This is a genomic window from Streptomyces sp. NPDC003011 (assembly GCF_053591515.1).
Genome location: NZ_JBSFTY010000089.1, coordinates 20,402 through 34,992, shown reverse-complemented (window position 1 = coordinate 34,992; position 14,591 = coordinate 20,402). Strand labels below are relative to the sequence as shown.

The following is a 14,591-nucleotide window of genomic DNA, read 5'->3' as shown; positions in this document are numbered from 1 at the left end:
GCCGGTGGACGACTGCTCGGTGTGGAACGAGCCCTACGCCGACAGCATGCGCGCCACGCCGGGGGCCGGAAACGTGACGCGGGAATCAGCGCTCCGTCGTACCGCTGTCCCGGTAGGAACGACGTGCCGCTCCGGCGGCCTTGTCGGTCTGGGCGTCGTACTTGTCACCCGTCCGCTCGTCGATCACTCGCTCGGCGCCCGTCACACCCTTGTCGGCCTGGTCCGGGTGGCCCTTGGCCATGTTCTTGGCCTTGTTCGCCATGTCGCCCAGCTTGCCCATGGGATACCTCCCGCGATAGCGCGTGCGTCGTACCCGGCCGCGAGTACCCCGCGGGTCCGGTGCGAACCACCCCGGGTTCGCGGCGAGGTCCGCCCCGCGGACGGCCGCTGCCGCCGGGCCCGTCACACCCGCGCGTTCACCAGCACCGCCATGTTCCCCGCCGGGTGGCGGTTGTCGTGGATGAGCTGGTGGGCCAGACCGATCTCGTCGAAGTCGAAGGTCCGTGACAGGCAGGGGTCGACGACGCCCTGGTCGATCAGCCGGGTGACCTCCCGCGCCTCGCGGGCGCCGGCGACGTGCGATCCCTGGAGCCGCTTCTGCCGCATCCACAGGAAGCGCAGGTCCACGTCGCCGTTGTAACCGGTGGTGCCGCCGCAGATGACGACCATGCCGCCGTTGTCGCACAGGTACATGGACGTGGGGATGGTGTCGGCACCCGAGTGCTCCAGCACGATGCGCGGACTCCGGCGCTCGCCGAGCACCTCCCAGAAGCGGCGGCCGAAGGCGCGGGCGCCGGTGAGCCAACGGGCCGTCGCGGCGTCGTCGGAGGTGTCGGGCAGCCGGCCCCAGTGGTCGAACTCCCGCCGGTCGATCCACCCCTTGGCGCCCAGCTTGAGGCAGAACTCGCCGCGTTCCTCGCTGGAGACGACCGCGACCGGGATGCCGCCGACGTGCCGGACCAGCTGGATGGCGATGCAGCCCAGTCCGCCGGCGCCGCCCCAGATCAGCACCGGGTCGCCGGGGCGTACCGTGTGCGGTTCCCAGCCGAAGAGCTGACGGTAGGCGGTGGCCGCGGTGGCCATGTAGCAGGCGGCCTCCGCCCACGACAGCCGGGCCGGCTTGGGATGCAGCATGTAGTCGTCGACGACCGCGAACTGCGCGAAGGAGCCGTAGTTCTCCTCGTAGCCCCACACCCGCTGGGAGGTGGAGAAGGCCGGGTCGGCGCCCAGCCGGATGTCCTCGGCCGCCTCGTCCCACCGGCTGGCCAGGACGACCACCTCGTCGCCGAGCTTCACCCCGCGCGCGTCCTCGCCGACCGCCCACACGATCCCGGACAGGTCGGAGCCGCCGATGTGGAAGTCCTCGGTGGCGCCCGCCTTCTGCCGTGCGGCAATCACGTCGAGCGGCGAACCCAGCGCCGCCCACACGTTGTTGTAGTTGATGCCCGCCGCCATCACCTTCACCAGGACCTGTCCGCGGCCGACCGGCGGGACGTCGACGACCTCGGTGCGGAAGGCGTCGACGGGCCGGCCGTAGCGTTCACGGCGGATGAGCGAGGCGTACATCTTCTGGGGGACGGTGCCGATCTCGGGCGCGTCGCCGAGCTCGTAGAGGTCCTGGGTCGCGGTCACGCGGGGTCTCCTGAACGGTCGGGGCGTACTCGGTGGGTCGGGGATCGAGGCGGACGCCGCCGGGCGGCTCACTCGTGGAGTCCGCGCAGGGCCTTGGCGACCACCTCGCCGATACGGGCGATCGGCTCGGGTTCAGTCATCTCGTAGTGGCCGCACGGCACTTGGTGGTCGTGCAGGGTGCCGTCGACGTGCGGCCGCCAGCTGTCGGCCTTTGCGGGCAGCACAGCCAGGTCCGCCGGGAACGCGGTCGGCTCCTCCTGGGCCGCGCTGAAGAACAGCACGTCACCGCGGTAGACGCCGGGGGTGAACTGCGGTGCGATGCGCAGGTTGTTGCGCATGACGGCGGCGATGGCGGCCGCCTCGGCGCGTGTGACCGGCGAACTGGACGGGTCGGCCGCGAGGCCCGCCTCAAGACGGTCCAGGACGGTGCCGACGTCCGGCGGGGCGGCCCCCGGTTCGACAGGGAGACCTGTCACCCGCGACAGCAGCGCCGCCACCTGCCGTTCTGCCGCCTCGGGGTCGTACCTCGTGCCGTGCGGCTGCGGCGCGTCGAGCATCGCGAGGAGCTGGACCCGCTCGCCGCTCTCCTGGAGCGCGCAGGCCATGGCGTGCGCGACGAAGCCGCCGTAGGACCAGCCCAGCAGCCGGTACGGACCGTGCGGCTGCACCTCCCGCACCAGGTCCAGATACCCGCTGACCATGGCGGCGGCGTCCGGCACGGGCGGCCGGGTGCCGTCGAGGCCGGCCGCCTGGACGCCGTACACGGGCTGGTCGCCGCCGAGGTGGGGCAGCAGGCCCGTGTAGCGCCAGGACACGCCCGCGCCGGGGTGGAGACAGAACAGGGGGGTGGCGGTGCCCTCCGCGCGCAGCGGCAGCAGCGGGCCGAGCGCGGTGGGGGCGGTCCCCCGCGTGTCCTGGTCCCGCTCGTCGGACGCGGCGAGGATCCCGGCCACCGTGGGCGCGGCCAGCAGTTTCGCCGCGGGTACGTCGAGGACGCCGGCCTGGCGCAGCCGGCCCGCCAGCAGCACGGCGCGCATCGAGTCGCCGCCGAGGTCGAAGAAGTTGTCGTGGACGCCGATGCCGCCGATGCCGAGGGTCTCCTCCCACAGCCGGGTGACCGCCTGTTCGCGGTCGGAGCGCGGCGGCACGTGCTCGGTGGTCAGCCGGGGCCGCGGGGCGAGGGCCGGGCCCGCTTGCGTTTCGGCGGGGGTGTCGGGCGCGGCGGGGTCCGTGCGGGCGCCGGGGGCGTCGATCCAGTGGCGGTGGCGTTCGAAGGCGTACGGCGGCAGTGGGACGCGTCGGGCGGTGTCCGGCGCCGGGGGGAGGGCGGTGTCCACGCCCGCGCTCCACAGCCGGCCGAGGGCCTCCGCGAGGACGAAGCCGTCGGAGGCCTCGGCCTTGGCGTGCCGCATGGTGGTCACCGTCACGGGTGCCTCGTCGGCGAGCCGGCCGGTGGCCAGCTTGGTCAGGGTGTCCCCCGGCCCGATCTCCACCAGGACGGGGTGCAGGCGGTCCCACAGGGCGGTGATGCCGTCGGCGAACCGCACGGTGCGCCTGGTGTGGTCGAGCCAGTGCCGGACGGAGGTGGCCTGGGCGTCGGTGACCCAGGTGCCGGTGACGTTGGTGACGTAGGGGATGCGCGGCGGGCGCAGCGTGACCTGACGCAGGTGGGTCTCGAACGCCGGCAGGACCGGGTCCAGGACGTGGGAGTGGGCGGCGACGGGGATGCGCAGGCGGCGGAACGGCACGCCCCGGCGGGTGAGTTCGGCCTCGAAGCGGGTGACGGCGTCGAGGTGTCCCGCGACGGTGCAGGCGCTGGGCCCGTTGGCCGCGGCCAGCGACAGCTCGTCGTCGAGCAGCGGCTGTACGTCCTCGGCCGGGGCGGCCACGCCGACGGTGGCGCCGCCCGCGGAGCTGATGAGCCGGATGCGTTCGGTGACCAGGGGCAGCATGTCCGCCAGGTCGATGACTCCGGCCAGGGAGGCGGCCGTGTACTCGCCGAGCGAGTGGCCGATCAGCGCGTCCGGGCGCACGCCCTGCTCCATCAGGGTGCGGGCCAGGGCGTACTCGGTCACCACCAGGCCGAGGAAGGCTGCGGTGTCGTCGGGCCGCTGCTCCTCGAACAGGGCGGCGCGGACGTCGGTACCGAGGGCGGGGCGCAGGATGCGGGCGCACTCGTCGACGATGTCGCGGTAGACGCCGTGGTCGCGGTAGAGCTCCGCTCCCATGCCGGCGTACTGGGTGCCGCCGCCCGGCAGCAGGAACGCCACGCGGGCGGGCTCGTCGGACGGCGGCGGGGTGCCGGGCACGGCGGTTCGCAGGGCGTCGAGGGCCTCCTCGCGGTTGGCCGCGGTGACGGTGAGGCGGTGGCGCAGCGCGGGCCGGTCGGCGCGCAGGGAGTGCGCGACATCGTCCAGGCGCAGTTCGGGCCGCCGCTCCAGGTGCCGGGCGAGGGCGTCGGCCTGGCCGCGCAGGGCTCCGGCGGTCCGCGCGGACAGCGGCAGCACCAGGCGGCGTCCGTCCTCGGGCGGGCGGGTCGCGGCCGGGGCGATCGGCGGGGCCTCCTCCAGGATGACGTGGGCGTTGGTCCCGCCGATCCCGAAGGCGCTGACGGCGGCCCGGCGGGGATGCCCGCCCGCGGGCCAGTCCTCCAGGGCGGTGGGCACGCGGAAGGGGCCGGAGGCGAAGTCGATGAGCGGGTTGGGCCGCTCGAAGTGCAGGCTCGGCGGGATCTGCCGGTGCTCCAGGGCCAGGACCGCCTTGATGAGCCCGGCGATGCCGGCGGCCGCGCCCAGGTGGCCGATGTTGGTCTTCACCGAGCCGAGCGCGCAGAACCCGGTCCGCTGTGTGCTCTGCCGGAACGCCTCGGTGAGCGCGGACACTTCGATCGGGTCGCCGAGTTTGGTGGCGGTGCCGTGCGCCTCGATCAGGCCGATCGTGTCGGCGTCGACCTCGGCCTGGGCCTGCGCCGCGAGGACGACCTCGGTCTGCCCGGCGGCACTGGGCGCGCTGAAGCCGACCTTGCGGCGGCCGTCGTTGTTGACGGCACTGCCGCGGATGACGGCACGGATGCGGTCGCCGTCGGCGAGGGCGTCCTCCAGACGCTTGAGCACGACGGCTCCCACGCCGTCGCCGGAGGAGGTGCCGGCGGCGTCCGCGGCGAAGGCGCGGCAGTGGCCGTCGGGTGAGAAGGGGCCGTCGGGCACGTGCCGGTAGCCCAGCGCGGCCGAGGGGTTGAGGGAGACGGCGGCGGCGAGCGCGGTGTCGCAGCGGTGGTCGAGCAGGTCCTGGCAGGCGGTGTGCACGGCGACCAGCGCGGTGGAGCAGGCCGTCTGCAGTGACACGCTCGGGCCGGTGAGGCCCAGTTCGTAGGAGACGCGGGTGGCGAGGGTGCCCAGGGAGTTGGCGGTGGCCGCGTGCACCAGCTCGACCGAACCGGGCTGTCCGGCGTACCGCGGGTACACGTGGGCGGGGTAGTAGCGGCTGTCGCCGCTGCCCGCGTACACGCCGAACGCCTCGTTCGTACGGTCGCCGCCGAGGCAGCCGGCGTCCTCCAGGGCGTGGTAGGCCGTCTCCAGCAGCAGGCGTTGCTGCGGGTCGACCACGGCGGCCTCGGCGGGGCTGTAGCCGAAGAAACCGGCGTCGAAGCGGTCCATGCCCTCGACGACGGAGGCCATGCGCACGTGTGCGGGGTCGTCGAGGTCGCGCGGGTCGCCGCCGGCGGCGAGGAACTCCTCGTCGGTGACGGGCCGTACGGACTCCCGGCCCGCCGCGAGGTTGTCCCAGAAGGTGTCGAGGTCGTCGGCGCCGGGGAAGCGGCCCGCCATGCCGATGACGGCGACGGCGGGGGCCTCCTGCTCGTGCGGTTCGGTGGTGTCAGGCATGGCCTCGGTCCTTCCCGTGCCGTGCGGTACGGCGCGCGCGGGCCGCACGCTGCCGCTGTGCTTGTTCCCTGGCTCGGTCCAGGCCGCTGGGGGCGGCCTCGGCGGACCGTGGTGCTGCCGGGTCGGCGGCGTCCTGTCCTGCGGACCCGCCCTGCGGTGGCGGCTGGACGGCCCTCGTGGTGCCGGCGCCGGTGCGTGTCGACAGGTGGCGGGCCAGGTCCCGCACGGTGGGGTGCGCGAACAGGTCGACGACCGAGAGGTCGGTGCCGAAGGCGCTGTTGACGGTGGACTGGGCGGTGACGAGGAGCAGGGAGTTGCCGCCCAGGTCGAAGAAGTTCTCGTCCCGGCCCACCCGGTCACGGCCCAGGACGCCGCACCACACCTCGGCGAGCCGGCTCTCCAGCCGCCGCAGGTCCTCTCCCGCGTCCGCCCGGTCCTGGTGTGCGGTGGTGCCCGCCGAGCGCAGCGTCCAGTCGTCGCCCACACCGGTCGCGCCGGCGCTGTCGGCCGCCGCGCGGTACAGGGCGCCCAGGTCGGTGCCGTCCTCCAGGCCGACGCGCGCGGCGACGCGCCGCACCTGGCGCACCGGGGCCACCACGTGGCTGCGGACCCAGGGAGCGGTGCGGTCGGCGCCGATCAGCAGATGCGGTTCGTCCAGGGTGCGGGCCAGGTCGAACGAGCGCAGTGCGGCCGGGGCGTCGAGCAGCCGGTAGCCGCGGGCCTCGGTGAGCGCGGTGAGCCGGTAGCCGCGGCTCATGCCGTGCTCGCGCCACATGCTCCAGGCCAACGACTGCGCGGGCAGACCCAGGCTTCGGCGGTGCAGGGCGAGGGCGTCCAGGTAGGCGTTGGCCGCGGCGTACGCGGCGTTCATGGCACCGCCGAAGTACCCGTTCACCGAGGAGAAGGTGACGAAGGAGCCGACCGGGTGGTCCCCGGTGAGCCGGTGCAGTGTCCAGGCACCGCGCACCTTCGCCTCCAGGGCCCGGCGCCAGGTGGCGGTGTCCAGGTCGCCCACGGGGCGTTCGACGAGGGTCCCGGCCAGATGCAGCACCGACGTCAGCGGCACGCCCCACGCCCCGGTGGCCGCGTCCACCGCGGCCCGCACCTGGCGTTCGTCGGTGACGTCGGCGCGGGCGTAGCGGACCTCGCCCAGCTCGCGCAGTCGCCGGAGGGCCTGCGCGCGGCTTGATCCGGTTCCCTGGGCGTCCAGTTCGGCCTGGGGTGTGCGGCCCACGATCAGCAGCCGCGTCCCGGGCGTGCGCTGCAGGTGGGCGGCGACCTCGCTGCCGACGCCGCCCAGTCCCCCGGTGATCAGGGTGAAGCCGTCGCGGGCCGGCGCCTGGGTGCGAGGCGGTGTGCCGGGCAGGGCCGCGAGGCGGCGTACGTGACGACGTCCGTCGCGGTACGCCACCTCCGCTCCGTCCGCGGCGACGGTCGCGTCGGCCAGCAGGAGGGGCAGCGGGTCCTCGCCGTCATCCGGCGGGAGATCGAGGTGCGTCCCGCGCAGCCAGCCGAACTCCTCGCTAAGCGACTTGAGCAGGGCGCCCGCCATGGCACGCGCCGGGCAGGGACGGTCCCCGGGGCGCACGGCCTGGGCACCCGCCGTCACGTACACCAGGTCGACGGGTCGCTGCCGGCCGGGCCGGGCGGCGAGGGCGCGGGCGAGTGCGAGCAGCCGCTCCGTACCGGTCGTGTCGTACGGCGCCTGCTCCGGCGTCCCGGTGTCACACAGCCCGTCGAGGTGCACGACGGTGTCGACGGGGCGCTGGTCGCGCTCCACCTGCTCCAGCAGCTCGGCGCAGTCCGCTTCCTCCGCGGGCCGGACCCGGTAGCGGGCGGCGTCGAGTCGCGCGTACGCCGTTCCGTCGCCGGCCACCGTGCACAGGCCGCCGCCGGACCGCAGCGCGTCGGCGAACCGGTCCGCGAGCCGCTGCACCCGGGGGTCGCCGCCGGTCAGCACGAGGGTGTGGCGGCCGGCGTGCTCCACCTGTGCGCCCGGGCGTTGTGCCCGCTGCCACACCGGCCGCAGGAACCAGTCGGGGACCGTGGCGGCGGTACCCAGCAGTACCTGGGCGGCGCGCACCTGGTCGTCGAAGGCGCCGGCCTCGAAGCTCTTGCGCAGCCTGGTGCGCTGGATCTTGCCGATCTCGGTCTTGGGGATGGCGTCGGGCCCGACCGGGATCAGGAAGGCGGGGCTGACGCCGATCTCCCGGGTGACCTTGCCGGCGATCTCCCGCAGGGCGCCGGCGGTGTCCTGCGCGGCGGTTTCGGGGGTGAGGTGGAAGAAGAGGGCCAGTTCGTCGGTGGGCGAGGAGGGATCGGAGCGCACCGCGACCGCGGCGGTGAAACTGCGTTCCACGTGCGGCAGTTCCTCCACGCAGGCCTCGATCTCGTGGCTGTAGTGGTTGACGCCGTTGACGATGATGACGTCCTTGGCGCGGCCGGTGATGTACAGCTCGCCCTCGCGCAGGAACGCCAGGTCGCCGGTGTCGAACCAGCCGTCCTCGGTGAACGCCTCCGCGTTGGCCGCCGCGTTGTCGTGGTAGCCGCCGGTGACCGAGGTACCGCGGACCTGGAACCGGCCCGCCTCGCCCTCCTTGAGGACCGTGCCCTGGTCGTCGACGATCCGCATGGCGAACCCGGGATAGGGCTGCCCGCAGCTGACGAACGTTCCCTCGTTCTCGACGGGTTCGCCGGGCAGGACGGCGTCGGTGACCACCGAGCAGGTCTCCGACATCCCCCAGCCCGGATGCATCACATGCTGCGGCAGGCCGTAGGGCTTCAGCGTGTGCAGGAACCGGCGGGCCGCCGACGCCACGACGACCTCGCCGGCGTTCATCACCAGCCGCATCGGCGACAGATCCCAGGCGCGGTCGGTGAAGCGGTGGGATTCCCCGGCGAGAAGTCCGAAGGCGAAGTTGGGCGCCCAGGTCACGGTGACCCGGTGCCGGTCGGCCAGGTCCATCCAGCGCAGCGGGTCCTGGAGGATCCAGGAGGTCGGGGCGTGGATCTGGCGGCAGCCCAGGTACACGTCCCGCAGGTGGAACATGACCACGCCGGTGACATGGTCGAGCGGAATCCAGTTCAGCGAGACGTCGGTGGCGTCCAGCCCGTTCATCTGCTCGGTGGCGGCCGAGCGGGTCAGCACGTTGCGGTGGGTCAGCCGTACCGCCTTGGGCAGACCGGTGCTGCCGGACGTCATCAGCATCAGGATGAGGTCGTCCGGCCGGGAGGCGTGCCAGTCGTGGTCCTCCGGGGCCTCACGCAGGGCGTCGGCCGTGGTCAGCCGCAGCCCGGGCCACTGCTGCCGGTCGGCCACGTCACGCAGCCCGGCCTCGCGGCCAGCGGAGCACACGATCCAGGGACGGCCCAGCATCCGCCAGATGCCCTCCAGCTTCGTCAGCGCCGCCGAAGGCGTGTCGTAGGAGGTCGGCACCGTCAGCGGGACGGCGACGAAACCGCCCAGGACGCAGCCCCACAGCACGGCGAGGAAGTCCTCGCTCACATCGCACTGGAGGACGACCTGGTCGCCGGGGCGCAGGCCCGCCCGCCGCAGACCCGCCAGCACCCGTGACGCCTCGGCGATCAGGGAGGCGTAACTGCGCCGGTGCTCGCTGCCGTCGGCATGGACGTGGACGATGTCGCCCCGGTCCAGCCCGGCCGCGCGTCGCAGGGCCTGCGCCCAGCCGGACACGGACGGTTCGGCCAGCTCGGGACCCTCGCTGAGCGCCGGGACGGCGGACGTCTGGGCCGCGCTGCCGGTGCCGGCCGAGGCGGATTCCGGCGTGCGGTCGGGCAGGCCCGCGTGGCGGCGCCCGAGTTCCTCGGGGGCCTCCTCCACCGACACCTCGGCGGCGGTGACGCCGGGGACGCGGGCCAGCCGCTCCTGCCAGGCCCGGGCCGCGGTGCGGTCGACGGCGGGCAGGGAACGCAGCGACTCGGTGTCGAGGGCACCGTGCCGGTCGAGGGGCAGGGTGTTGACCGCCGTGACGCGGACGGTGCCGTGGCCCGCGCGGTCCACCGCCTGCTCCGCGCGCTCCACCGCGTCGGCCCGGCCCGCGACCACGTACAGGCGCGGCGGCTCGCCGTCGGCGCCGGGAAGGGCACGGGCGTCGCGGATGCCCGGCACGGACAGTGCCGTCCCCTCCAGCTCCGCGGTGTCGGCGGCGGCCGGTTCGGGGGTGCGCTCGGGGATCGCGGGCAGCCGGCCGACGCGGACCCCGGGCTCGGCGCACACCGTGCGCAGGACGTCGCGCAGGGCGTGGGCGAACGCCTCGGCCGTGCCGGCGTCGTACAGGTCCGTGGCGTACTCGACGTGCAGCGCGAGACCGTCGGGGGCACCGTCGGGAGTGCGGCGCTCCAGCACGTCCACGAAGAGGTCGAACTTGGCGGTGCCGGTGGCGGTCGGCCGCAACTCGGCCCGCCGGCCGTCCAGTTCGAGTACGGCGGGTTCGTTGTTCTGGAGGGCCAGCATCACCTGGAACAGGGGGTGCCGCCCGGCCTTGCGCGGCGGGTTGAGCTCCTCGACCAGCCGGTCGAAGGGCAGGTCCTGGTGGTCCAGGGCGGCCAGGTCGGCCGTGCGCAGCCAGGCGAGGAGGTCGCGGAAGGCGGGATCGCCGGAGGTGTCGGCGCGCAGGACCAGGGTGTTGGTGATCAGGCCGATGAGGTGGTCGAGGGCGGGTTCGGTGCGGCCGGCGACCGGGGTGCCGAGGACGATGTCCTCGCCGGCGCCGCAGCGGGTGAGCAGGGCGCTGACGGCGGCGTGCAGCACCATGAACAGGCTGGCGTTCTCGCGGTCGGCGAGGCTCAGCAGGGCACGGTGCAGAGCGGCGTCCACGACGGTCTCCACGTGCGCGCCGCCGCCGCGCGGCGCGGCGGGACGCGGCCGGTCTCCCGGCAGGGTGCACTCCTCGGGCAGACCGTCCAGCGCGCCGCGCCAGTGGGCGGTGAGCCGCTCCAGCCGGCCCGTGCCGCCGGGTCCGGGCGCCAGCAGGGCACGCTGCCACAGCGCGTAGTCGGCGTACTGCACCGGCAGCGGGGTCCACTGAGGTGCCCGGCCCGCGCGGCGGGCCGCGTACGCGGTGCTCAGGTCGTCGGCGAAGGGGCGCAGCGACCAGCCGTCGGCCGCGCTGTGGTGCAGCACGAGCAGCAGGGTCCGGTCGGTGCCGGTGCCCAGCAGCCAGGCGGCGAGGGGACTTTCGGCGGTCAGGTCGAAGCGGTGCCGCAGCGCGGCGGTGACGTGGGCCGCGGTCTCCGCGGCGGGGCAGTCGATGCGGCGCAGAGCCGGCCTCAGTTCGCCGGGCGGCACGATCCGCTGGTACGGCACACGGTCGTGCTCGGCGACCACCGTGCGCAGGCTCTCGTGGCGGTCGGCCAGGTCACCGAGAGCCGCCTCCAGCGCCTCGGCGTCGAGGTCGGCGTCCAGCGCGACGAGGAACGGGATGTTGTAGGTGGCCGCTCCGTCGTCGAAGCGGTTGAGGAACCACATGCGTTCCTGGGCGAAGGACAGCGGTACCCGCTCCGGGCGTACGGCGTCACCGAGGACGGGCCGTGCCAGGGCGGCTCCCGACCGCGCGGCGAGCCGGTGGGCGAGGGCGGCCGGTGTCGGCGTCTCGAACAGGGCCGTGATGGGGATCTCGGCGCCGGTCTCGTGCCGCAGCCGGGCCAGCAGGCGGGTGGCGAGCAGGGAGTCGCCGCCGAGGTGGAAGAAGTCGGCGCCGATGCCCACGGTGTCCCGGGGCAGCTTCAGTACGTCCTCGAACAGCGCGCAGACGAGGGCCTGTTGAGGTGTCCCGGGGCGGGTGCCGGAGGCCTCGGCGGCGAAGTCCGGGGCGGGCAGGGCCTGGACGTCGAGCTTGCCGTTGGCGGTCAGCGGCAGCGTGTCCACGGGGACGCAGGCGGCCGGGACCATGTGCTCGGGCAGGTGGGCGGCCGCGTGGGCGCGCAGTTCGGCGGGGTCCGCCGGCCCGGCACCCGTCGGCACCGTGTAGGCGACGAGCTGCCGGGCGCCGCTGTCGGCGCGGCGGACCACGACGGCGGCCCGGGCGACGCCCGGGTGGGCGGCGAGGACGGCCTCGATCTCGCCCGGCTCGACGCGGAAGCCGCGGAGCTGGACCTGCGCGTCGGCCCGGCCGAGGTAGTCGAGGGTGCCGTCGGGACGGCGCCGCGCCAGGTCGCCCGAGCGGTACATGCGGGTACCGGGCGGGCCGTAGGGGTCCTCCAGGAAGCGTTCGGCGGTCAGTTCGGGCCGGTTCAGGTATCCGGCTGCCACGCCGGCGCCGGAGACGTACACCTCGCCCGTCGCGCCGGGCGGCACCGGGCGTCCCTCGGGGTCCAGCAGGTGGACGCGCAGATCGGCGAGCGGGGTGCCGATGACGCTGCCCCGGCGCGGGTCGTCCAGGTCGGCCCGGGTGACGCGATGGTGGGTGACGTGCACGGTGGTCTCGGTGATGCCGTACATGTTCACCAGCGCCGGACGGTCCAGTCCGTGCCGGTCGGCCCAGGGGCGCAGGCGGGTCGGGCGCAGGGCCTCGCCGCCGAAGACGACGTAACGCAACGCCCCCGTGTCGCCGTCCCGTTCGCGGTCGGCGTCGATCAGCTGCTCGAACGCGGACGGCGTCTGGCTGAGGACGGTCACGCCCTCGCCGTGCAGCAGCTCCAGGAACTCCCTGGGTGAGCGGCTGACGGCGTACGGGACGACGACGACCCGGCCGCCGTGCAGCAGGGCGCCCCAGATCTCCCACACGGAGAAGTCGAAGGCGTAGGAGTGGAACAGCGTCCACACGTCGTCCGCGCCGAAGTCGAAGTGCTCGGCCGCGGCGGCGAACAGCCGCACGACGTTGGTGTGCGGCACGGGTACGCCCTTGGGGCGGCCGGTGGAACCGGAGGTGTGGATGATGTACGCGATGCCGGACGGGTTCGCCGGACCGTGCCGGTCGGCGTCGGTGAGGTCGTCGCCGGAGCGGCCGGCGAGGTCCGCCGCGACCTCCGGGCCGTCCAGGAGCACGGCGGGAACCGCGTCCCCGGCCAGGTGGGCATGGGTGCGCTCGGTGACCAGTACGACGGGCGCCGCGTCCTCGACGACCAGCCGCAGCCGCTCGGCCGGATGACCGGGGTCCAGGGGAAGGTAGGCCGCGCCCGTCTTCAGGACGGCCAGCAGCGCCGGCAGCAGCCGAGGGCCACGCTCCAGGGCCAGCGCCACCACGCGCCCCGGGCCCGCGCCGCGTTCGGCCAGCAGCCGGGCCAGGCGGTTGGCCTCCGCGTTCAGCGCCGCGTACGTGAGGTGTTCGTCCCCGCAGGTGACGGCGGTCCGCTCGGGCACGGACGCCGCCTGCTCCTCGAACAGTTCCGTGAGGGTCCGCTCGACGGTGTACGTGCGTGCGGCGGCGTCGCGGGGGTGCTCGCCCGGCAGCAGGATGTCCAGGTCCCGCAGCGGTGTGGCCGGTCCGGCATCGGCCAGTTCGCGCAGCACCCTGAGGAACCGGTCGCGGTGCAGGGCGAGTTCGTCCTCCTCGTACAGGGCGGGGTTGGCGTCGAAGGCCAGCCACAGTCCCCCGGGCCGGACCCCGGGCCGCACCGAGATCTGCAGGTCGTCGACCGCTCCGCCGGACAGGTGGTGCCAGGTGGTGGGGTGGCCGCCGAAGACCGGGGACTCGTCGAACGGGACGATGTTCAGCACCGGCCCGTACAGCCGGCGTCCGGTGCCCAGCAGGTTCAGGTCGCGGCGGATGAACTCGCCCCGGTACTGCTGGTGCCGGCGCAGCGCCTTCAGTTCGTCCGCGACGGACCGCACCAGCTCCGCGACGGGCGTGCCGGGAGCGGCGGCCACGCGCAGCGGAAGCACGTCCGAGGCGGTGCCGGGGGTGCGCAGGGCGGCGCTGCCGAGCCGGCTCATCGTGGCCAGACCGAGCACCAGGTCTCCCGCACCGGTCATCCGGTGCAGGTACGCGGCGGTGGCGGCGGTCAGCAGGTCGGTGCGCGAGACGCCGAAACGGGCCGCGGCCGCGTCGAGGGCGCCGGCCTCGGCGGGCTCCAGCTCGGCGGTACGGCGCAGGAAGGGGGCGGTGGCGGCGGCCGTACGGGAGGTGAGCCGGGCGGGCTCCGGCAGCCCGTTCAGGCGCTGCGCCCAGTGGTCACGGTCGCGGACGTACCGCTCGGAGCCACGGTAGGTCTCCTCGTCCGTCCGGAGCCGGCTCACCGGCGCGAAGCCGGAGGGGCCCGGCTCGCGCCCTTCCGCCAGGGCGTTGTACGTGTGCGCCAGACGCCGCCCGAGGAGCTTGTAGCTGTAGCCGTCCAGCAGGATGTGATGTGCCCTCAGCAGCCAGATGAAGCGGTCGGGGGCCAGGCTCAGCAGGGCGTGCGAGAACAGCGGGCCCTTCTCCGTGTCCACGGGGGCCACCAGGTCCGCGTGGATCCACTCCCACGCGGCTGCCTCGGGATTCCCGGTGTCACTGACGTCGACCCGGTGCAGGGTCCAGTCGTCCGCGTCCGGAGCGGGGTGGCACCGGGGGCCGTCGTCGGTGTCGACGAAACGCAGAGCGAAGGTGTCGGCCTCGGCGACCGTGCGCCGCAGCGCGGTCTCGAACAGGCCGGTGTCGAGGGGCCCGTGGATCTCCACCGCCTCCGCGGTGTTGTACGCGGCGGTGTCCTGCGCGAGCCGCCCGGCGTACCAGAGACCCTCCTGGGCCCCGGACAGCGGACGACGTTCGTCCTCCTGGAGTGACATAGCACAACCCTCACGTGACAAGCCGTAATGTCCCGGACGAACGAAGGCCCGGCCGGATCGGACGGGTGCGGCCACCGCTCCGTGCCGCCCTCGCGTGTCTGCACGCGCCGGGCCGGTCCACAGGGCGAATCAGGGAGGTCGCACGCCGGGGGCAGGGGGATCCGTATCGCCCGGCCCCGGTTTCACAGCACCTCACGGTGCGGCGCGAGCCGGCACAGGTCAAGCGCGGACCGGCCCCGTGGAGGTCAATCCAGGTGTTTCCCTAATGAGTTCGTGAGTTCGTGAGTTCGCGAGTCCGCGAGTCCACGAGTCCACGCGTGCGTGCCTTTGCGAATGGGCGAGTTCGGTGC

Annotated in this window: 4 protein-coding genes; all 4 read right to left on the bottom strand. The window is 74.3% G+C overall.

The features are described from left to right. Window positions 1-85: 85 nt before the first annotated feature. Window positions 86-280, bottom strand: a complete 195-nt coding sequence (locus tag ACWD0J_RS33665) for an antitoxin (protein ID WP_451499646.1) — start codon at window positions 278-280, stop codon at window positions 86-88. 122 nt (window positions 281-402) lie between these two features. Further along, window positions 403-1,632 (bottom strand): crotonyl-CoA carboxylase/reductase, encoded by a 1,230-nt coding sequence (gene ccrA, locus ACWD0J_RS33660; RefSeq protein WP_451499645.1) that lies wholly within the window; start codon window positions 1,630-1,632, stop codon window positions 403-405. Between the two features lie 68 nt (window positions 1,633-1,700). After that, window positions 1,701-5,516, bottom strand: a complete 3,816-nt coding sequence (locus ACWD0J_RS33655; RefSeq protein WP_451499644.1) for a type I polyketide synthase — start codon at window positions 5,514-5,516, stop codon at window positions 1,701-1,703. Then, entirely contained in the window at window positions 5,509-14,241 is an 8,733-nt protein-coding gene (locus ACWD0J_RS33650; RefSeq protein WP_451499643.1) for an amino acid adenylation domain-containing protein, read from the bottom strand. The genes ACWD0J_RS33655 and ACWD0J_RS33650 overlap by 8 nt, the downstream gene beginning before the upstream one ends. Window positions 14,242-14,591 lie beyond the last annotated feature (350 nt).

What these genes read in the sequence shown, in the direction of transcription:
- ACWD0J_RS33650 (WP_451499643.1), bottom strand. Translation starts at nt 14,241, where the DNA reads ATGTCACTCCAGGAGGACGAACGTCGTCCGCTGTCCGGGGCCCAGGAG.
- ACWD0J_RS33655 (WP_451499644.1), bottom strand. Translation starts at nt 5,516, where the DNA reads ATGCCTGACACCACCGAACCGCACGAGCAGGAGGCCCCCGCCGTCGCC.
- ACWD0J_RS33665 (WP_451499646.1), bottom strand. Translation starts at nt 280, where the DNA reads ATGGGCAAGCTGGGCGACATGGCGAACAAGGCCAAGAACATGGCCAAG.